This is a genomic window from Pseudomonas sp. SMN11 (genome assembly GCF_052041945.1).
Lineage (GTDB): Bacteria > Pseudomonadota > Gammaproteobacteria > Pseudomonadales > Pseudomonadaceae > Aquipseudomonas.
On the sequence record NZ_JBKGGW010000035.1, the window covers coordinates 35,323 to 55,755 of the forward strand.

Consider the following 20,433-nt stretch of genomic DNA (forward strand, 5'->3'; position numbering starts at 1 on the left):
AAACCGGGGTGCACAGAGTTGCACCCTGCAACCTTTTCACCGGTAAAGGGTCTGTAAGACTTATTTTCGAGCGTGCGCACCTGGGTGTAGACTTGCTCGCTTTTTGCGCAAATAGAGAGTCGCAGGAATGAAGCCGTTCGCATCCCGTTATCTGCTTGTTGCCGCGTTTTCCCTGTTCCTGGCTGCGTGCTCCAGCGCGCCGGTCGAGCAGGCCGATGCACCTGCCCAAGCCGATGCCTGGCAGCAGCTGCAACAGAGTATCGCCAGCAACGAGCTGGCCACCGCCGAAGACCAGCTGGCTGCCCTGCAGGCGCAGTCGCCAGATGACGCGCGTCTGGAGCAAAACCAGCGCCAGCTGGCCGAGGCCTACTTGAAGCGCAGCCAGGTCGTGCTGCAGAAAGGCGACGTCAATGCTGCTGCCACCGCGCTGGCCCGGGCCCGGGCGCTGATGCCGCAGGCACCGGCCGTAACTGGCGGCGATGCCGTGACCCAGGCACGCAAAGCCGAGCTGGAGAAGGCCGAAGCGGCCTTGAAGGCAGCTGAGGCCAAGCCCCAGGCGCGGGTGATCGACCCGACGGCGCCGAGCACGGTGATTGCGCTGAAGACCACCGACATCCGGGCGATGCGTCGCCAGCTCGATGAGATTGCCAAGGACGTGGTCAATTACCAGTGTGACGTGGTGTTCCAGGTGCCGCGTACTCAGGATGCACCTTGGCTGAAGAATCTGCTGGAGAAGCGCGTGCATAAGCTCGACAGCGGGTTCCAGCTGAAGCAGAAGCATGAGATTCAGCGGTCGATGCCGGCGCAGGTGGTACTGATCCCGCATCAGCGTTGAATGCTTCGCGGCCAAGCCCGCTCCCACAGGTACAGCGCCAGCCTCGAGGCTTGCATAGAACCTGTGGGAACGGGCTTGCCCGCGAAGAGGCCCTATCAGGCCGGCACCGATTCTGCTGCCGCCTCCCGCTCCCACACCCGATGCCCTTCAACCGCTTTGACAAAGGCATCCACGGCCTTCTGCTCATCCCCAAGCAGCAATCCCTTGTCTTCCTTGAGCCCCAGGCTATTCAACAGGTCTTTGGTCAACACCATCGCCTTGAGATGCTTGTAGCCCTCGAGCAGGAAGTGCTTCGCCAACCCGCTGGCAGCCAACGGCTTGTCCACCCCCTTGGGCACGACGATCCCGTCGAACATGATGGACGGCATCCCCTCCATCGACGCATCGACCGGCAACTGCTTGCCGTCCGCCGTTTTCACCGGCGCCGAAGTCGGCCCCAGGAGCATGGGCCTGGCGCTTTCGGCCTCCAGCGCCTTGACCAACTTGTCGACGCTGCCACCGTCCACACCATCGGCCACCAGCACCGCGATCTTGCGTCCCTTGATACCGACTACGCCTGGATGGTTCATCTGGCTCAAGGCCGGCGACTTCGCCAACTGACTGCCCTTGACCTGCACCGTACCGGCCTTGGGTGCCGGCAAGCCAAGATTGGCAGCAACGGCGGCGGCCAGCTTGAGGTCGATGTTGGCAAGAATCTCATTCACCTGTCGCGCGCGAATGTGCTCACGCTCCACTTTGCCCAACTCGAAGCTGTAGGCCTTGATGATGTGCTGTTGCTCAGTGGGGCTCATGCTCTGGAAGAACAGCCGCGCCTGGGAGAAGTGGTCGCCGAACGACTCGCTGCGCTGGCGAATCTTGTTCGCATCGATACGCTCCTGATAACTTTCGAAGCCTCCATCCTGAGCAGCCGGAGGGGTTTCTTTCGGCCAGCCGCCGTCTATCGAATTAGGTTCATAGGATGCACGCCCTTTGTGCAGCACGTGCTGGTGCAGCGCATCGCGCTGATTGTTGTGGTTCGGCGCCACGGGCTGGTTGATCGGGATCTGGTGAAAATTCGGTCCGCCAAGACGGCTGATCTGAGTGTCGGTGTAGGAAAACAGCCGGCCCTGCAGCAATGGGTCGTTGCTGAAATCGATCCCAGGCACGATATGGCCGGGGCAGAAAGCGACCTGCTCCACCTCAGCAAAGAAGTTGTCAGGATTGCGGTTGAGCACCATCTTGCCCAGCGGCGTAACCGGCACCAGCTCTTCGGGAATGATCTTGGTAGGGTCGAGCAGGTCGAAGTCGAACTTGTGCTCATCCGCCTCCGGCACGATCTGCACGCCCAGCTCCCATTCCGGATAATCGCCTGTCTCGATAGCCTCCCACAGGTCCCGGCGCTGGAAGTCGGTGTCCTTGCCTGCAAGTTTCTGGGCCTCGTCCCACAGAAGAGAGTGCACGCCCTGGCGCGGCTTCCAGTGGAACTTGACGAAGCTCGCCACGCCCTCGGCGTTGATTAGCCGGAAGGTGTGCACGCCAAAACCTTCCATCATCCGCAGGCTGCGCGGAATGGCACGGTCGGACATGGCCCAGATGACCATGTGGGCGGATTCGGGCACCAGTGAGACAAAGTCCCAAAAGGTGTCATGGGCCGAACCACCGGTGGGGATTTCGTTGTGCGGCTCCGGTTTGACCGCGTGCACGAAATCCGGGAACTTGATGGCGTCCTGAATGAAGAAGACCGGCATGTTGTTACCCACCAGGTCGAAATTGCCTTCATCCGTATAGAACTTCACGGCGAAACCGCGCACGTCACGCACCGTGTCGCCGGACCCGCGTGGGCCTTGCACAGTGGAGAACCGCACGAATACCGGGGTGACTTTCTCAGGGTCCTGCAGGAAGCCCGCTTTGGTCAGTTCGGCGTGGTTGCCATAACTCTGGAAGTAGCCATGGGCGCCGGTGCCCCGGGCGTGCACGATACGTTCAGGGATGCGCTCGTGGTCGAAATGAGTGATCTTCTCGCGCATGATGAAGTCTTCAAGCAGCGAGGGGCCACGAGGCCCGGCCTTGAGCGTGTTCTGGTTATCGGCAATGCGCACACCCTGATTGGTCCGCAGTGCCTGGCCGGTCGAATCGCTGCGATTCTCTTCCAAGCCCTGTAACTTACGGTTGGTGTTGGCCCGATCGGGGGTGTCGGTACCGGCGAGCTGGCTCTGTTTCGGCGAATCCGGTTTCTTGCTAGGCATCACGGCTCTCCTTATCAGTCTTCAGGCGTGCCCTTAACGGGCTTGTGCAAGTAGTGACTGGAGAGCTTTGTCGAGCGTTCAATCAGGATTACCGGTTGTCGCCATATGCCCGAAGGATTGGTGCATTACGAAATAAATGCTAAGAACAGCTATGGGAAAAGGCTAAAATGCGCGACCCCAGCTAACCGCTGCCCCAAATTCCATGCGCCCCACAAGGTTCGCTACGTGATCGAGTTCCAACAGGTACATAAAACCTACCGCGTTGCCGGTAGGGAAATCCCCGCACTGAATCCGACCAGCCTGACCATCGAAGATGGCCAGGTGTTCGGCCTGATCGGCCATTCCGGCGCCGGCAAGAGCACCATGCTGCGCCTGATCAACCGCCTCGAAGAGCCTTCCGGCGGCACGATCATCGTCGACGGCGAAGACGTCACCGCGTTCAACGCCAGCCAGCTGCGCGGCTTCCGCCAGCAGGTCGGGATGATCTTCCAGCACTTCAACCTGCTGGCCTCCAAAACTGTCGCCGACAACGTCGCCCTGCCGCTGACCCTGGCCGGCGAGCTGTCGCGCAGCGAGATCGACAAGCGTGTCAGCGAGCTGCTGGCCCGTGTCGGCCTGCAGGACCACGCCAGGAAGTACCCCGCGCAGCTTTCCGGTGGCCAGAAGCAGCGTGTCGGCATCGCCCGCGCCCTGTCGACCAACCCGAAGATCCTGCTGTGCGACGAAGCCACCAGTGCCCTCGACCCGCAGACCACCGCTTCGGTGCTGCAGCTGCTGGCCGAGATCAACCGTGAGCTGAAGCTGACCATCGTGCTGATCACCCATGAAATGGATGTGATCCGCCGAGTCTGCGACCGTGTGGCGGTAATGGATGACGGCCAGATCGTCGAGCAAGGCTCGGTGGCCGACGTGTTCCTGCACCCGCAGCACCCGACTACCAAGCGTTTCGTCCAGGAAGATGAACAAGTCGACGAAGGCGAACAGCGCGACGACTTCGCCCACGTGCCAGGCCGTATCGTGCGCCTGACCTTCCAGGGCGATGCCACTTACGCCCCGCTGCTGGGCACCGTGGCGCGAGAAACCGGTGTGGACTACAGCATCCTCGCCGGGCGTATCGACCGCATCAAGGATGTCCCCTATGGCCAGCTCACCCTCGCCCTGATCGGCGGGGACATGGAAGCGGCGTTTGCCCGCTTCAAGGCAGCTGACGTACATATGGAGGTACTGCGTTGATGGACGCCCTGAATTTCTTTGCCAACGTCGACTGGGCCGAAATCTGGCTGGCCACCGTCGATACCATGATCATGCTGTTCGGCTCGCTGTTCTTCACCGTGCTGCTGGGCCTGCCACTGGGCGTGCTGCTGTTCCTCTGCGGGCCGAAGCAGCTGTTCGAGCAGAAGGGCGTGTATGCGCTGCTGTCGCTGATCGTCAACATCCTGCGCTCGCTGCCGTTCATCATCCTGCTGATCGTGATGATTCCGTTCACCGTGCTGATCACCGGTACCTCGCTGGGTGTCGCCGGTGCCATCCCGCCGCTGGTGGTGGGTGCCACGCCGTTCTTCGCGCGCCTGGTGGAAACCGCCCTGCGTGAAGTGGACCGCGGCATCATCGAGGCCACCCAGTCGATGGGTGCCACTACCCGCCAGATCATCACCAGCGCGCTGCTGCCAGAGGCCCGTCCGGGCATCTTCGCGGCGATCACCGTCACCGCCATCACCCTGGTGTCGTACACCGCCATGGCCGGCGTGGTCGGCGCTGGCGGCCTGGGCGACCTGGCCATCCGCTTCGGTTACCAGCGTTTCCAGACCGACGTGATGGTCGTGACCGTGGTGCTGTTGCTGGTGCTGGTTCAAGTCCTGCAGAGCGTGGGCGACAAACTGGTCGTGCATTTTTCCCGTAAGTAACCCCAATGGGGTCGGCCCGGCCGACCCGTTCGGGGGCCGTCGCGGCCCTCACAAGGAGTGATTCATGAAGAAGCTGCTTGCTGTTGTCGCCGCTGTCGCGGCCTTCTCGGCCAACGCTGCCGAAACCCTTACCGTCGCCGCCACCCCGGTGCCGCACGCCGAGATCCTCAACTTCGTCAAACCTCAGCTGGCGAAAGAAGGCGTAGACCTGAAAGTCAAGGAATTCACCGACTACATCCAGCCGAACGTGCAGGTGGCCGAGAAGCGCCTGGACGCCAACTTCTTCCAGCACCAGCCGTATCTGGATGAGTTCAACAAGGCCAAGGGCACCAACCTGGTCAGCGTTGCCGGCGTGCACATCGAGCCGCTGGGCGTGTACTCGACCAAGATCAAGAAGCTCGACGAGCTGTCCTCCGGCGCCACCGTGGTCATCCCCAACGACGCCACCAACGGCGGCCGCGCCCTGCTGCTGCTGGACAAGGCCGGCGTGATCAAGCTGAAGGACAACACCAACATCCTGTCGACCGTGAAGGACGTTGCCGAAAACCCGAAAAGCGTGAAGTTCCGTGAGCTGGAGGCAGCCACCATCCCGCGCGTGCTGACCCAGGTCGATATCGCGCTGATCAACACCAACTACGCGCTGGAAGCCAAGCTGAACCCGGAGAAAGACGCCCTGGCCATCGAAGGCAAAGACTCGCCTTACGTGAACATCCTGGTTGCCCGCCCGGACAACAAGGACTCGGACGCGATGAAGAAGCTGGCTGCTGCACTGCACTCGCCTGAGGTCAAGCAGTTCATCAACGAGAAGTACAAGGGCGCTGTGGTGCCGGCGTTCTGATCTCGCATCCTTGGGGCCGCTATGCGGCCCTTTCGCGACACAAGGCCGCTCCCACAATGTACAGCGTACGCCGATCCATGTGGGAGCGGCCTTGTGTCGCGATAGGCCTGCGCAGCAGGCCCAGCAATCTCAATCCCGCTTCACCAGCCCAGGCAGTTGCGCCACCAGCTTCTGGTTGTTGAACGGCGCACGAATGAACCCGCGCTGACGCCCATCCGGCCCGACGACCGCCAGGTTACCGCTATGATCCACGGTATACCCCGGCTTGCTGGTATCAGCCGGGATGAACGGAATGCTCAAGGCATTGGCCAGCTTCTGGGTATCTTCGATCGACCCCGCCACCCCGACGAAATCCTTGTCGAAATAGCCCAGGTACTGCTTCAGCTGGTTCGGCGTATCGCGGTTCGGGTCCACGCTCACCAACACCACCTGCAGCCGGTCCACGGCCTCTTTGGGCAGCTCGCTCTTCACCTGGCGCAACTGGGCCAGGGTGGTCGGGCAGATGTCCGGGCAGTAGGTGTAGCCGAAGAACAGCAGCGACCATTTGCCCTTCAGGTCGTCCAGCTGCACCGGCTGGCCATCCTGGTTGGTCATGGTCACGTCGGCCACCGCGCGGCTCTGCGGCAACAGAATGATGCCGGCATCGATCAGTTCGGTCGGGTTCAGCTGGCCCCGTTCACTGAGCACCTTGTTGACGGCAAGGCCCAGGATCAGCGCGACCAGGGCGACGAGGATGAACACGGTTTTCTGGGTTCGAGTCATAGATTCAGCAACAGGTAGTGGTCAACGAGCAACGCGATGAACAGCGCGAACAGGTAGCCGATGGAGTACTTGAAAGTGCCGATCGCCGCGTGCGGCCGGCTGCCACGGTACAACACCCAGGCCCATTGCAGGAAGCGCAGACCCAGTACCAGGGCGCAGGCCAGGTACAACAGGCCGCTCATGTGGATGGCAAACGGCAGCAGGCTCACTGCCAGCAATATCAGGCTGTACAACAGGATATGCAGCTTGGTGTAACGCTCGCCGTGGGTGACCGGCAGCATCGGGATATCGGCCTTGGCGTACTCTTCCTTGCGGTGGATGGCCAGCGCCCAGAAGTGCGGTGGCGTCCAGGCGAAGATGATAAGCACCAGCAGCAAGGGCTCGGCGCTGACATGGCCGCTTACTGCAACCCAGCCAAGCAGCGGCGGCGCGGCGCCGGCCAGGCCGCCAATGACGATGTTCTGCGGCGTGGCACGCTTGAGAAAGCCGGTGTAGAGCACCGCGTAGCCGAGCAATGAAGCCAGGGTCAGCCAGGCGGTGAGGGCATTGGTGAACACCAGCAGCAGGGCCATGCCAAGCAGCGCCAGGGCCAGGGCGAACAGCAACGCCGGCAACGGCTCGACTCGGCCCTGGGCCAATGGGCGCTTGTGAGTACGCGCCATCAGCGCGTCGATGCGCCTGTCCACCACGTGGTTGACCACTGCCGCGCCACCCGCGCACAAAGCGATACCCAGATTGCCAAACAACAGCACACTCCAGCTGACCCCAGCGCGAGATGCCAGAAACATACCCGCCAGCGAGGTGATCAGCATCAGCACCACCACCTTGGGCTTGGTCAGCTCCAGGTAATCGCGCCAGCCGGCACGACGTAAGCTCAGAAGCGTCGCCACGAATCGTTCCTCATCGAATGGGTGATGCTTACCCCTGCCACAGGCCGCAGGCGCCAGCCCTGTCCGACACCAACGCGGACCTTGTCGACCACGCGAATGCGGTAGTTCACCAGCACCATGCTCAGCAACAGCAACGCACCGCCAGCGTTATGCGCGACGGCCACGGCCAGCGGCAGGTGGAACAGCACATTGCTGATCCCCAGGCCGACTTGCACGGCCAACGCCAGCAGCACCAGCCGCGACAGGCCAGCGAGGCCACAGCGGTGCAGCTTCCAGCTGAGCATCAGCAGCACACAGGTCACCAACAGCGCGCCCAGGCGGTGGCTGATGTGGATGGCCGTGCGCGCATCGCTATCGAGTTGCCCACCCAGGTAATTGGGGCCTACGTGCTGGCTTAGGTGGAAGCCGTTGCTGAAGTCGGCCGCCGGCCACCACTGGCCATGGCAGGTAGGCAGGTCTATGCAGGCGACCGCCGCATAGTTGGCACTGACCCAGCCACCCAGAGCGATCTGGCCGATCACCACCAGCAAGGCCAGCGCAGCTATCCGCCGTAGGCTGAGCGGCAGTTTTGGCAAGGGTGCAAAGGCCCGGGATAGACGCAGGGAAAGCAGGAACAGCAGGCTCAGGGTGGTGAAGCCGCCCAGCAGGTGCGCGGTGACCACTTGCGGCCACAGCTTGAGGGTCACGGTCCACATGCCAAACGCTGCCTGCGCCAGCACCACACCCAGCAACAACAGGGGCAGGCGATAGGGCTGGCCATCGCGGGTATGCCGGCGCAGCGCCTGAAAGGCGAGCAGGGCGATCACCACGGCGAGGGTGCCGGCGAAGTAGCGGTGGACCATCTCGGCCCAGCCCTTGGCCTCTTCCACCGGGTGGTCAGGGAAGTGCATTTCGGCATGGGCCAGCTGCGCTTCACTCTTGGGCACGCTGATGAAGCCATAGCAGCCTGGCCAATCGGGGCAGCCGAGCCCGGCGTGGGTCAGCCGGGTGTAGGCACCGAGCAGGACGACCAGCAGTGCCAGCAGGGTTGCGAACACAGCGATGCGGAATCCGGGTCTGGCCATGTCAGGCTCCTAGCCGATATTGGACAGCTTGAGCAGGTGACGCAGGTCGTCGAGCACGTGCTTGCCGTTGACCTTGCCGTCGTAGCGCAACACCAGGTTGCCGTGCGGGTCGACAATCCACAGTTGCGGGCCGGGTTCGGTGACTTTCTGGGCGTAGCGCTGGGCGTCCAGCGGGTAGCGCTGCAATTGGGGGTATTCCCGGCCGAGCAACGCCTGGAAATCGGCGCTCAGCGGCTGAGCTGCCGCCAAGGCATGGCTGGCACGGCTGGCATCACGGCCCAGGCCGACCTGGATCTGCCGCACCAGGTAGACCAGCCGCTGACAGTCCTCGGCACAGGCTTGCGGGGCGCTGACCAACAACTGCCAGCGCTCGTCCCTACCGGCTATGCCGATGTCCGCACGGCTCTCGCCATTGCCGATCATCGCGCCGTGGTAGCTGCGACCCTCCGGCACCCAGAATTGGAGCTTGTACATGCAGGTCGCCAGAATCATCGGCCCGAGTACCACCAGCAGGATCAGAACCAGCTGCAAACGCCCACGGGCTCTGGGCTTGCTACGTTCAGGCAGGTCCAGTGGAGTGGCGGTGGCCATGGGGTTTCTCCTTCTTGTGATGCCAGCCGAAATAGAGGTAAAGCAGCACCAGTGCAGTGGCCAGGGCGAACCACTGCACGGCATAGCCGAGGTGTTTTTCCGGGCCGAGGGCAACGATCGGCCAACCCAGCCGATAGGCGGCCGGGCCGGTTTCCAGGCGCAGTTCATGGGCGAAACCTTCGCGGTCGAGCTGCTGCCACAGTTGCACAGCGTCGACAGCGGTGAGCAGGTGCGGCCACTGGCCGCCAAGCGGGTCAGGGTGCAGCTGGAAGGTCTTGCCGGGTGCCACATACACCGTGGCATCCAGTGCCATTGGCTGCTCGGGGGTTGTGAACTGCACCGGCACGCGGCGATCGGGCCACGGTAGCCAACCGCGGTTGACCAGCAGCCACAGGCCGCTGGGCTGGTCATGAAACGGTTGCAGCAGTTCGACGCCGGCTTGGCCGTCGCGCATGCTGTTGTCCAACAGCAGGCTGTGTTCGGCGTCGAAAAGGCCGTAGAGGCGCACCCGGCGGTAGGCCGCGTCCTGCGTCTGCTGCAGTTGGCTGGTAGGCAGCGCAGGTGCGACCTCGCGTTCGGCGTAAGTGTCCAGCAAGGCGCGCTTTTCATCGGCACGGCCAAGCTGCCAGCAGCCAAGCGCGATCAGCCCCGGCAGCAGCGCAAGCACCACAAGGGTCGGTATCCAGCCTGGGCGAAACGGCCTCATCGGGGCCTCGCCAGGTCAAACGCTATACTTATCCACATCCCTGCATCCCCCCGGAGAAGCGCCATGCTCAAGGCCGCGATTGTCCTGATGCTGTTGGCCACGGTTGCCAGCCTGTTCAGTGGCCTGGTGTTTCTGGTCAAGGACGATGAAAACTCGACCCGCCTGCTCAAGGCCCTGACCGTGCGGGTGACCCTGGCGGCCCTGACCGTTGGCCTGGTTGCCTGGGGCTTCATCAGTGGCCAGCTGGTGTCCCACGCCCCCTTCTGAAGTTTTCACCTGACCCTGTGGGAGCGGGCGTGCCCGCGAATGCGATGTTGAATGTGCCGACGCATTCGCGGGCACGCCCGCTCCCACAGCGTTCTTTTTCACAGCACGTAGACGAAGATGAACAGCCCCACCCACACCACATCGACGAAGTGCCAGTACCAGCTGGCCGCCTCGAAACCGAAGTGTTTTTCCGGGTTGAAGTGCCCGCGCAGGATGCGCACGAACATCACGATCAGGATGATCGTGCCCAAGGTCACGTGGGCCCCGTGGAAACCCGTGAGCATGAAGAACGTCGCGCCATAGATACCCGAGCCCAGGGTCAGGCCCAGCTTGGTGTAGGCCTCGTGGTACTCGTAGGCCTGCAGCGTGATGAAGCTGATACCCAAGAGGATGGTCAGCGCCATCCATAATTTCAGCGGGCCACGATGGTCACGGCGCAGGGCGTGGTGCGCGATGGTGATGGTCACGCTGGAGCTGACCAGCAGGATGGTGTTGATCAGCGGCAGGTGCCACGGGTCGATCACTTCCTTGGGCGGCGGGAACAGCTTCGGGTCAGGCGTGTGCAACAGCGGCCAGGTGAATTCGAACGTCGGCCAGAGCATGTGCGCCACACCTTTGGCCCCTTCACCGCCCAGCCAGGGCCCTGCCAGCACACGCACGTAGAACAGCGCGCCGAAGAAGGCCATGAAGAACATCACTTCCGAGAAGATGAACCAGCTCATGCCCCAGCGGAACGAGCGGTCCAGCTGCGGGCTGTACAGCCCGGCGCGGCTCTCGCGGACCACCGAGCCGAACCAGCCGAACAGCATGTAGGCCAGGAACAGCGCGCCGACGAAGAAGATCAGCGGCCCGTGTGATGACGGGTGGCCGGCCTTCATGTCGTTGAACCAGGTACCCAGGCCGAACACCGTGATGAACATGCCGATGGTGGCGATGATCGGCCACTTGCTCTGCGCCGGAACGTAGTAGTGCTCATGACTTGCCATTGCTGTTCTCCTTCCCTCAACGGGCGCCCTGGACGTCCTGTACCGCGGCATGGGCGACCGGCGGATGACGTGCAGTGATGTCGAACAAGGTGTAGGCCAGTGTCAGGTGCTTCACGCTTTCCGGCAGGTCGCGGTCGACGATGAAGCGCACCGGCATCTCGATGCGTTCGCCGGGCTGCAGCACCTGCTGGGTAAAGCAGAAGCACTCGGTCTTGTGGAAATACGCCGCGGCCTCGGCCGGGGTGATGCTGGGTATCGCCTGCGCACTCATCGGCCGGTTGGTCGGGTTGTGCGCAACGAAGATCATCTGGTTCACTGCCCCCGGGTTGACCTCGAGCTCGTCACCCTTGGAATAGAAGTCCCAGACCATGTCGGCGGCGTTGGTCGACATGAACTGCACCCGCACCGAACGCGTCGGGTCACTGACCTGGCTGCCCTCGTACTGCCCGCCGGTCTTGCCGTTGATGCCGAAGGCCTTGCACATCACGTCATACATCGGCACCAGGGCAAAGCCGAAGCCGAACATCACTACCGTCAGCAGCAGCAGGCGGGTGACCAGGCGCTTGAGCGACGAGCCTTTCATGGCGACGCTCCTACTTCACTTCCGGCGGAGTCTGGAAGGTGTGATACGGCGCTGGCGAGGGGATCGACCATTCGAGGCCCTCGGCACCATCCCAAGGCTTGGCCGGTGCCGGTGCGCCGCCACGGATGCACTTGATGACGATGAACAGGAAGAACAGCTGTGTGGTGCCGAACAGGAAGGCACCAATCGACGACACCATGTTGAAGTCGGCGAACTGCAAGTTGTAGTCGGGAATACGCCGTGGCATCCCGGCCAGGCCCACGAAGTGCATGGGGAAGAAAGCCATGTTCATGCCGACGAACGACAGCCAGAAGTGCAGCTTGCCGAGGGTTTCGTCATACATGTGGCCGGTCCACTTCGGCAGCCAGTAGTAGGCCGAGGCAAAGATGCCGAAGATCGCCCCGGGCACCAGCACATAGTGGAAGTGCGCCACCACGAAGTAGGTGTCGTGGTACTGGAAGTCCGCCGGGGCGATGGCCAGCATCAGCCCAGAGAAACCACCGATGGTGAACAGGATGACGAAGGCGATGGCGAACAGCATCGGCGTCTCGAAGCTGAGCGAGCCTTCCCACATGGTGCTGACCCAGTTGAATACCTTCACCCCGGTGGGTACGGCAATGAGCATGGTGGCGTACATGAAGAACAGCTCGCCGACTACCGGGATGCCGACCACGAACATGTGGTGGGCCCAGACGATGAACGACAGGAAGGCAATCGCGCCGGTGGCGTAGACCATCGAGGTGTAGCCGAACAGCGGCTTGCGCGAGAACGCCGGGATGATCGAGCTGACCGCGCCGAAGGCCGGCAGGATCATGATGTATACCTCGGGGTGGCCGAAGAACCAGAACACATGCTGGAACAGCACTGGGTCACCGCCACCGGCGGCACTGAAAAAGCTGGTGCCGAAGTGGATATCCATCAGCATCATGGTCACTACGCCGGCCAGCACCGGCATCACCGCGATCAGCAGGAACGCGGTAATCAGCCAGGTCCAGACGAACAGCGGCATCTTCATCAGGGTCATGCCCGGGGCACGCAGATTGAGGATGGTGGCGATCACGTTGATCGCGCCCATGATCGAGCTGATGCCCATCAGGTGGATGGCGAAAATGAAGAAGGTCACGCTGGCTGGCGCATAGGTGGTTGACAACGGGGCGTAGAAAGTCCATCCAAAATTCGGCCCGCCGCCGGGGCTGAACAGGGTCGAGACCAGCAGCAGGAAGGCCGCGGGCAGCAGCCAGAAGCTGAAATTGTTCATCCGCGGCAGGGCCATGTCCGGTGCGCCGATCATCAGCGGGATCATCCAGTTGGCCAGGCCGACGAAGGCCGGCATCACCGCGCCGAACACCATGATCAGGCCATGCATCGTGGTCATCTGGTTGAAGAACGCCGGCTCGACGATCTGCAGCCCGGGCTGGAACAGCTCGGCGCGGATCACCATGGCGAACGAGCCGCCAAGCAGGAACATCATGAAGGCGAACCACAGGTACATCGTGCCGATGTCCTTGTGGTTGGTGGTCAGCACCCAGCGCATCAGGCCCTTGGCCGGGCCGTGGGCGTGGTCATGGCCGTGGGCGTGGTCGTCGATCACTGCACTCATGTCCTGTCTCCTGCAATCCGCTGATTGCCGCGCAAAACCCGGTTCACTTGGCTTCTGCCTGCTTGAGCGCCAGCACGTCCTTCGGCGTGACCATGTCGCCCTTGTTGTTGCCCCAGGCGTTGCGCTCGTAGGTGACCACGGCGGCGATGTCGACTTCCGAGAGCTGCTTGCCGAACGCGGCCATCGCCGTGCCCGGGCGGCCGTGGTAAACCGTGCTCAGGTGCTCTTCCTTCGGCCCGGTGGCCACTTTCGAACCCTTGAGCGCCGGGAACATCGGTGGCAGGCCCTGGCCCTCGGCCTGGTGACAGGCCACACAGGTAGTGTGGTAGACCTTGTCGCCACGCTCGACCAGTTCTTCGAGCGTCCAGTCCTTGCTGGTCAGTTCCTTGAGCTTGGCCGCCTCGGCCTTGCGTTCGCCGAGCCAGGTGTCGTAGTCGGCCTTGGACTTCACCTCGACCACCACCGGCATGAAGCCGTGGTCCTTGCCGCACAGCTCGGTGCACTGGCCGCGGTAGATGCCGGGCTTCTCGATACGGGTCCAGGCTTCGTTGACGAAGCCGGGGATGGCGTCGCGCTTGACCGCGAAGGCCGGCACCCACCAGGAGTGGATGACGTCGGCGGCGGTCACCAGGAAGCGCACCTTTGCACCGACCGGCAGCACTAGCGGCTGGTCGACTTCAAGCAGGTAGTGCTCGTCCTTGGGCGCCTTGTTGTGGATCTGATCGGCGGGGGTGGCCAGATTGCTGAAGAACTCCACGTCCTGGCCCAGGTATTTGTAGTGCCATTTCCACTGGTAACCGGTGACCTGGATATCGATGTCCGATTCGCTGGCGTCGTAGATGTCGATCAGGGTCTTGGTGGCCGGAATGGCCATGGCCACCAGAATCAGGAAGGGCACGATGGTCCAGAGGATTTCCACCCAGGTGTGCTCGTGGAAATGCGCTGGCTGCTGGCCGGTGGAACGGCGGTGGATGACCATGGACCAGAACATCGCACCGAAAACCACGATGCCGATGATCACGCAGATCCAGAAGATCGTCATGTGCAGGTCGAACACAGCGTTGGAGACTTCCGTCGCCCCCGGGTGCATGTTCACTGTCCAGGCAGCGTTGGCCTGACCAAAAACCGACCACAACAGGAGGCCCATCCAGACATGTGGATGTCGCATCATTGCGGGTTCCCCTTCTCGTTCTTGTAGTCCCGGAGGCGTGGCCTGCGGCAAGAGGGAACGGCGGTCAAGACTGCCTGGCTTCGACGACCGAGCCCCTGCAAAAGCAGTCGGGCCTCATCAACGAATCACGTTCAACGGGAGTATAGACAGCGACCAACGGCACGCAACGACGCTAGTGAAATGAACTTCAAGAAATGCGAGAGGCCGTGCAAAAGCCCGAGCTTGAGGGGTTATGGCAAAATACTGGCAATGCGATATGCCGAACTGCGCACACGTTTGCGGGGTTTATAACAAATGCGTCTTAGGTATTCTGTATACCGAGCTAATTTAGTGTCTTCCGTTTGAAACGTCTTGTCCCTGGAGTTGTCATGAACATCGCTGCTGTACGCGAGCAGATTAGCCAAGCCCATACTCATGAAAGCCAAACCGGCCAACTGAAAAAGCGTCTAGAGGCACAACTGCCTCACCTGCACCCCTCGATCCAACTGCCTGAGCAGGACGCCCAGGGTACTTTGGCGCGCTTCGTCAGCGCTTACATCGATCAGGTCCCGGAGCTGCTGGAAGCCGCCCACGACGTAGCCCGCGAAGCGGGGATCGAATCCCAGATCAAACCTGTCCTGAAGATTGCCGAGGCCTATTTCCTGCAGCCGCCGAGCGTGATGCAGGGGCATGTAGGGCTCGATTGCCTGCTGGATGAAGCCTACTTGGCGCACCGCCTGGTGGAGGAGGTCAACGACCTGTACATCCGCCACTTTCAGCAACCACTGATTCCGGTCGACACCACGGTGGCCAACCTGATTGCCCACCAGTTGATCGGCGAAACCTTCGCCAACCAGCTGGATGAAGTGGTGCATCACTCGGTGGACGAGATGCTCGATGACGACAGCTTTGCCGCTGAATCGGTGGAAGCCTATCGCGAAACCCTCCGCAGCCCACAGACGGGTGAAGCCTGGAAGCGCTGGCCGTGCCTGTCACGCCAGTTGAACGTAGAGTTTGGCCAGGCCAGCGCCTGAGTCGACGAACCGCCCAAGGAAAGCGGTCCCGCTGTTGCCCTCCACCTTGGATCATTACTGTCATCCGGCCGCCTGAAGGCGGCCTTTTTCATTCCAAGGTGACGACAATGACGATCAGAATTAACCGGATCTATACGGACCTGCTGCGAGTAGACTATCCCGCAATATGGGGCAACTGGGGCCTTAATTCCTCCATCAAGCCGGGCGCAGTGGGCATCGTCGATCCCGACACCGGCGACTTCACGCTTGTCGCCGATTGCCTGCCGGGCGTTGAGATAAGCAAGAGTCAGCAAAGTCACAAATGGGAATTCAAATCCGAGGGTGTCTCGCGCAATGAGGTCAGTGCGAGCGTCGAAGGGGTGATCTTTGATCCGAGCACGGGAGCCGAGGTCAGGCCTGATGCCGCCCTGGAATGGACCTTCGACAAGGAAAACTCCATTACCTCGGAGTTCGCAATCGCTGGTGAGCACACCATCAGCAACCTCACCGTACTGCACGATCAGTACGATTGGCTGCTTGCCCAGGCACGCAAATTGAACATGGCAACCAGCGTCGGGATAACCGAAGGTTTTGGCGTCGTGACATCGGTAATCTACGCAAGCAGTGGCTTGAATGCGGCGGCCAAGAAAAGCAAAGCCAGCTTCACCGTAGCCGGTAGCGCCAGCGGTCTCAATCGCCTATTCAAAGAAGAAGGCATCAGTGGCAAAGGCAAAGCAAGCTACGTATTCACCAGCAACTCCAGTGAAGTAGAGATGCATACCCTTCCGGCCAAAAGCGGTGAATTGGCAACGGACCCATTGCCTATCGCCTTTAACTTTGCGTCGTACGCTGGCAACCGGGTGCTGATCCCAAAATGGGTCGGAAAAATGGGCGTGTTGAACCTTCTGGTTGATAGCAAGGCTACGTCCCTAACCACTTACACCACCAAGGTCAAATTGTCGTACAAGACCCCCGAAGGGCCGTTCGAGGAATCCAGGACCGTGATTGGCGGGAGCTCGACCAGCTTCGGCCGGATTCCCCTGACCGCCACCGAGATGGTACTAACGGCGGAGTTCATCAACATCGGCGAGAATACCCCCTTGATGTTGAAGTGGAACACGCCCGCCAGCGAGTGGCTGGGCGGCACCCGCACCGTGAACCTGACAGGTACATGGCCGGGTGCACCGAAGCTGACCGAGCTCAAGCGCTGACCTCAGGCGCCAGCAACGCTACGCAAACGGCCTTCCACCCTGCGCTTGAGCCCTCGCTGTTCGATACGCAGGCTGGAGCCGCTGGTCTTGCTCCAATCCTCCAGCAGTTCCAGGCATGAATGGTCGATGTAGGTCAAGTTGGCCAGCGGCACATGCAAGGTGGTGCCGGCAGGTACGGTTTCGAGCACCTGGGTCAACGCTGGCACCTTGAGGAACGTCGCCGCCCCGCTCAGGCGCAGCTCCATATGGCCACGGGGCTCCAGCTGGACAAGGCTGATCTTCAGGCGCGCCGCCTTGAATGCCAACTTCAGCAATGTCAGCGCGAAACCCAGAAGTACGCCAGTCAAAAGGTCAGTGAAGATAATCGCCATGGCTGTCGCCACATAGGTGAACATCGGCATCCGACCGTAGCGGCCCAAACCTCGCAGCGCTTTGAAATCGACCAGTTTGATACCGGTGTAGACCAGCACGCCTGCCAGGCTCGCCACCGGAATCTGCTGCAGTACAGTGCTCAGCACCACCACGAACGCCAGTAACCACAAACCATGCAGGATCGCCGAGGCCCGGGTTTGTGCCCCGGCCTGGACGTTGGCCGAACTGCGAACGATCACGCCGGTCATCGGCAAGGCTCCCAGCAGTCCGCAGAGCATATTGCCGACCCCCTGGGCCGAAAGCTCACGGTCAAAATCCGAGCGCTGGCCACTGTGCATGCGATCGACCGCAGCGGCTGACAACAAGGTTTCGGCACTGGCGATAAACGCCAGTGCAAAGGCGGCAACCAGCAATGTCGGGTCAGCCAGTTTCATGAGGTCATCGGGGCGTATCCAGTCGATGGCTTCGGTCAAGTCCGCTGGCACCTCCACACGATTCACCGGCAGCGCCAGCCACATGGCGATAGCGGTCATCGCCGCCACGCCCAGCAAGGCACCTGGAACAAACCTCAGCCGCTGCGGCCGCAACCGCTCCCAGGCCCACATGATGGCAATGGTACCTAGACCTAGCGCACCGGCGATCCAGCCGGAACCTGCATTTTCCAGCGGCAGGGCAGCACTCACGGTAGCGGGAAACTCCAGCAGGTTCTGCATACCCGACGGCTGCGGCGCCGTGTCGAACATCACATGCACCTGCGACAACACGATCAGTACCCCGATGCCGGCGAGCATACCGTACACCACCGCTGGCGCCGTGACACGGAACCAGCACCCCAGGCGCAAGCGCCCGGCCAGCAATTGCAGAATCCCCGCCAGCAGCAGGATAGGCCCGAGCATCGCCATGCCATGTTGGCGGACCAGCTCGAAAACCAGCACCGCCAGGCCAGCCGCCGGACCGCTGACCTGCAACGGCGAACCCGCCAGGAAGCCGACCACAATGCCGCCAATGATGCCGGTGATCAGCCCCTTGGCCGGCGGCATGCCCGAGGCGATCGCAATCCCCATGCACAACGGCAGGGCGACCAGGAAGACTACCACCGACGCCAACAACTCACGCGGCAGGGCCGCTTTCAACTGTGTCATGTTCACCATCGTTCTCCTTTCTCTGTCGCACGGCCATTCCCCTGGCCGTGAGCACGTTTGGCCCCTGACGAACGCGCAGGCGCGGGCCGCCAGCGCGATCGCCGGCAGTGCAGTCAGGGCTTTTTCAAGGCAGCCGAAGGCCGCGCCACACCCCATGGGGTGCAGCCGGCTATTCAAGGTTCAGCTGTGGACGGGTCGCTTAGTAGCGGCCTCTCGGAGTGGCACTAGGCACCGGCTGGCCAGCGGCCAGGGGCAGGAAGCTGTCGCTTGCGGCGTCGTAGGCTTCGATCTTGCTGGTCTCGATGTCGTAGACCCAGCCATGGATGTACAACTGGCCAGCGGCCAGGCGCGAGGCCACCGAAGGGTGGGTGCGCAAGTGGTGCAGCTGAGCGATGACGTTTTCCTTGGTCAGAACCTGCATGCTTTCGTGTTCGCTGCCGCACGAGCAGTTGTTCTCGACCACGGTGCGGGCCACTTCGGCGTGGCGCAGCCAGGCACCGACGGTCGGCATCTTGTCCAGCGAGTGCGGGTTCAGCACAGCGCGCATGGCGCCACAGTCGGAGTGACCACAGATGATGATGTGGTGCACCTTCAGCGCCAGCACGGCGTATTCGATAGCGCTGGAAACACCACCGTTCATCTGGCCATACGGCGGTACCACGTTACCGACGTTACGGGTCACGAACAGGTCGCCCGGCGAGCTCTGGGTGATCAGCTCGGGAACGATGCGCGAGTCGGCACAGGTGATGAACATGGCGCGCGGGGTTTGCGCGGTGGCGAGCTTCTTGAACAGCTCTTGCTGCTCGGGGAAGACGTCATGGTGAAAGCGCAGGAAGCCGTCGACGATGTGCTTCAGGGCGGCATCGGCGCTCTCCGCGGGAGCTTGCGGAACGACCTTGGATGGGTCCTTGACGGGCATGTTTCATCCTCTTGACGGTGTGTAGGTAAATCCATTTTACCGGTGAAAGATTCTGGCTATGCGCAGATTTAGATGACGCGCACGGGCGATAAATCACAGTCTTGGCTGACTGGATTCCTACGCTAGCGGGGAAAACTTAACTGAAACTTAATTCGGAGGCTCTAGAACAGGTGTTCCAGATATAAAAGGCAGGAACCGAATAATAGCAAAAAAGCATCAACTGCCAAGCGCCATTACTAAGATTATTTGCTTGAATGAGTGGTACTAGGGATGTCTGCAGGCGCCACTTGCTGTCAGAACAACGCCATCTGACCACCTGGCGGGCAAAAGGCCGAGCAATCCAATGCCTGCGCTTCTCGCCCCTCAAAGTTTAGCCGCTTCATCGCCTTGGCAAAGCGCTGCGCCAGAAGCTCGGCAAACACCCCCTCACCACGCATCCGCGCACCGAAGCGGCTGTCGTAAAGTTCGCCGCCACGGCTCTGGCGAATCAGGCTGAGCACATGGGTCGCCCGCTGCGGGTAATGTTCCTGCAACCATTGCTCGAACAACGGCGCCACCTCCAACGGCAGGCGCAGCATCATGTAGGCAGCACTCTGAGCACCCGCTTCCTTGGCAGCCTCCAGCAGGTGTTCCAGCTCACTGTCGTTGATCATCGGAATCATCGGCGAACACAACACGCCCACCGGTACCCCGGCTTCGCGCAAGACACGAATGGCCCGCAACCTGGCAGTGGGTGAAGCCGCGCGAGGCTCGAGCACCCGCTTGAGGTCGTTGTCCAAGGTTGTGAGGCTGATCATCACCCGCGCCAGACGCTGGCTAGCCATCTCGGCCAGCAGGTCGAGGTCGCGCAACACCAGCGCGCCCTTGGTGACGATGGTCACCGGATGGCGAAAGCGCAAAAGGACTTCCAGCAATCGTCGAGTCAGCTGCTGCTCGCGCTCGATTGGCTGGTAAGGATCGGTGTTGGAGCCCAGGTTGATCGGTGCGCAGACATAACCCGGCTTGCTCAACTGCTGCGCAAGCACTTCGGCAGCATTGGTCTTGGCAATCAGCTTGGTCTCGAAATCCAGCCCTGGGGAAAGGTCCCAGTATGCATGGGAGGGGCGAGCATAGCAGTAGATGCAGCCATGCTCGCAGCCACGATAAGGATTGATCGAGCGGTCAAAGGGCAGATCGGGTGAAGTATTGCGACTGATGACGGACTTGGCCCGCTCTACACGCACCTCGGTGCCCTGGGTGAGTGGCACTTCCTGATACCAGCCATCGTCCTCGACCACTGTGCGGGTCGAACCAAAACGGTTGTGGGGTTGCAGGACCGTGCCACGCCCTTTCTGCGACGCAGGAATCATCATGGACGCCATCTAGACTGTATTTA

At 61.7% G+C, this 20,433-nt stretch carries 20 protein-coding genes; 7 read left to right on the forward strand and 13 right to left on the reverse strand.

Annotation, left to right across the window (positions count from 1 at the left end; genetic code table 11):
* Positions 1-127: 127 nt before the first annotated feature.
* Complete coding sequence (locus ACLEJU_RS23260; RefSeq protein WP_435425416.1) at positions 128-835, forward strand: PA5502 family lipoprotein; 708 nt, start codon at positions 128-130, stop codon at positions 833-835.
* Between the two features lie 95 nt (positions 836-930).
* On the opposite strand, the gene katE is transcribed toward ACLEJU_RS23260, so the two are convergent.
* Complete coding sequence (gene katE / locus ACLEJU_RS23265; RefSeq protein WP_435425415.1) at positions 931-3,060, reverse strand: catalase HPII; 2,130 nt, start codon at positions 3,058-3,060, stop codon at positions 931-933.
* 225 nt (positions 3,061-3,285) lie between these two features.
* Here katE and ACLEJU_RS23270 point away from each other — a divergent pair, with 225 nt between their 5' ends.
* From ACLEJU_RS23270 to ACLEJU_RS23280, 3 genes are all read left to right on the forward strand, one after another.
* Positions 3,286-4,293: a methionine ABC transporter ATP-binding protein gene (locus tag ACLEJU_RS23270; RefSeq protein ID WP_435425414.1), complete on the forward strand. Its 1,008-nt coding sequence runs from the start codon at positions 3,286-3,288 to the stop codon at positions 4,291-4,293.
* Complete coding sequence (locus tag ACLEJU_RS23275) at positions 4,293-4,964, forward strand: methionine ABC transporter permease (protein WP_435425413.1); 672 nt, start codon at positions 4,293-4,295, stop codon at positions 4,962-4,964. The genes ACLEJU_RS23270 and ACLEJU_RS23275 overlap by 1 nt, the downstream gene beginning before the upstream one ends.
* Before the next feature lie 64 nt (positions 4,965-5,028).
* A complete protein-coding gene (locus ACLEJU_RS23280) occupies positions 5,029-5,802 on the forward strand; it encodes a MetQ/NlpA family ABC transporter substrate-binding protein (protein WP_294326005.1) in 774 nt (257 codons plus the stop codon).
* 129 nt (positions 5,803-5,931) lie between these two features.
* Here the strand turns inward: ACLEJU_RS23280 and ACLEJU_RS23285 are convergent, their stop codons facing one another.
* Genes ACLEJU_RS23285 through ACLEJU_RS23305 form a run of 5 tightly spaced genes read right to left on the reverse strand, consistent with a single transcriptional unit; the run spans position 5,932 to position 9,815 of the window.
* The gene (locus ACLEJU_RS23285) at positions 5,932-6,564 is read right to left on the reverse strand and encodes an SCO family protein (protein ID WP_435425412.1); all 633 of its coding nucleotides are present in this window, start codon (positions 6,562-6,564) and stop codon (positions 5,932-5,934) included.
* Entirely contained in the window at positions 6,561-7,454 is an 894-nt protein-coding gene (gene cyoE, locus ACLEJU_RS23290) for a heme o synthase (RefSeq protein WP_435425411.1), read from the reverse strand. Before cyoE ends, ACLEJU_RS23285 begins: the two co-directional genes overlap by 4 nt.
* The gene (locus ACLEJU_RS23295) at positions 7,439-8,518 is read right to left on the reverse strand and encodes a COX15/CtaA family protein (RefSeq protein ID WP_435425410.1); all 1,080 of its coding nucleotides are present in this window, start codon (positions 8,516-8,518) and stop codon (positions 7,439-7,441) included. The genes cyoE and ACLEJU_RS23295 overlap by 16 nt, the downstream gene beginning before the upstream one ends.
* A gap of 9 nt (positions 8,519-8,527) precedes the next feature.
* Positions 8,528-9,109, reverse strand: a complete 582-nt coding sequence (locus tag ACLEJU_RS23300) for a hypothetical protein (RefSeq protein WP_435425409.1) — start codon at positions 9,107-9,109, stop codon at positions 8,528-8,530.
* Positions 9,078-9,815: an SURF1 family protein gene (locus ACLEJU_RS23305; protein WP_435425408.1), complete on the reverse strand. Its 738-nt coding sequence runs from the start codon at positions 9,813-9,815 to the stop codon at positions 9,078-9,080. The genes ACLEJU_RS23300 and ACLEJU_RS23305 overlap by 32 nt, the downstream gene beginning before the upstream one ends.
* Before the next feature lie 63 nt (positions 9,816-9,878).
* On the opposite strand from ACLEJU_RS23305, the gene ACLEJU_RS23310 reads away from it, so the two are divergent.
* Positions 9,879-10,082 (forward strand): twin transmembrane helix small protein, encoded by a 204-nt coding sequence (locus ACLEJU_RS23310; RefSeq protein WP_054884381.1) that lies wholly within the window; start codon positions 9,879-9,881, stop codon positions 10,080-10,082.
* Between the two features lie 98 nt (positions 10,083-10,180).
* Here ACLEJU_RS23310 and ACLEJU_RS23315 read toward each other — a convergent pair whose 3' ends face one another.
* The 4 genes from ACLEJU_RS23315 to coxB are packed head-to-tail and all read right to left on the reverse strand — an operon-like array spanning position 10,181 to position 14,422.
* Positions 10,181-11,068: a cytochrome c oxidase subunit 3 gene (locus tag ACLEJU_RS23315; RefSeq protein WP_435425144.1), complete on the reverse strand. Its 888-nt coding sequence runs from the start codon at positions 11,066-11,068 to the stop codon at positions 10,181-10,183.
* 16 nt (positions 11,069-11,084) lie between these two features.
* Entirely contained in the window at positions 11,085-11,651 is a 567-nt protein-coding gene (locus ACLEJU_RS23320) for a cytochrome c oxidase assembly protein (RefSeq protein WP_110639501.1), read from the reverse strand.
* A gap of 10 nt (positions 11,652-11,661) precedes the next feature.
* On the reverse strand, positions 11,662-13,251 hold the full coding sequence (gene ctaD / locus ACLEJU_RS23325; protein WP_027917168.1) for a cytochrome c oxidase subunit I: 1,590 nt from the start codon (positions 13,249-13,251) through the stop codon (positions 11,662-11,664).
* 43 nt (positions 13,252-13,294) lie between these two features.
* The gene (coxB, locus tag ACLEJU_RS23330; RefSeq protein WP_294325986.1) at positions 13,295-14,422 is read right to left on the reverse strand and encodes a cytochrome c oxidase subunit II; all 1,128 of its coding nucleotides are present in this window, start codon (positions 14,420-14,422) and stop codon (positions 13,295-13,297) included.
* Between the two features lie 368 nt (positions 14,423-14,790).
* Here coxB and ACLEJU_RS23335 point away from each other — a divergent pair, with 368 nt between their 5' ends.
* Both ACLEJU_RS23335 and ACLEJU_RS23340 read left to right on the forward strand, forming a co-directional pair.
* Complete coding sequence (locus ACLEJU_RS23335; RefSeq protein ID WP_435425143.1) at positions 14,791-15,435, forward strand: hypothetical protein; 645 nt, start codon at positions 14,791-14,793, stop codon at positions 15,433-15,435.
* Between the two features lie 107 nt (positions 15,436-15,542).
* A complete protein-coding gene (locus tag ACLEJU_RS23340; RefSeq protein ID WP_435425142.1) occupies positions 15,543-16,625 on the forward strand; it encodes a hypothetical protein in 1,083 nt (360 codons plus the stop codon).
* A gap of 2 nt (positions 16,626-16,627) precedes the next feature.
* On the opposite strand, the gene ACLEJU_RS23345 is transcribed toward ACLEJU_RS23340, so the two are convergent.
* The 3 genes from ACLEJU_RS23345 to ACLEJU_RS23355 form a co-directional block, all read right to left on the reverse strand.
* Entirely contained in the window at positions 16,628-18,148 is a 1,521-nt protein-coding gene (locus ACLEJU_RS23345) for a SulP family inorganic anion transporter (protein WP_435425141.1), read from the reverse strand.
* A gap of 190 nt (positions 18,149-18,338) precedes the next feature.
* Positions 18,339-19,058 carry a carbonic anhydrase gene (locus ACLEJU_RS23350; RefSeq protein WP_110639496.1) on the reverse strand — a complete coding sequence of 240 codons (720 nt, stop codon included), beginning with the start codon at positions 19,056-19,058 and terminating at the stop codon, positions 18,339-18,341.
* A 293-nt stretch (positions 19,059-19,351) separates the two neighbouring features.
* The gene (locus ACLEJU_RS23355; protein WP_435425140.1) at positions 19,352-20,410 is read right to left on the reverse strand and encodes a PA0069 family radical SAM protein; all 1,059 of its coding nucleotides are present in this window, start codon (positions 20,408-20,410) and stop codon (positions 19,352-19,354) included.
* Positions 20,411-20,433 lie beyond the last annotated feature (23 nt).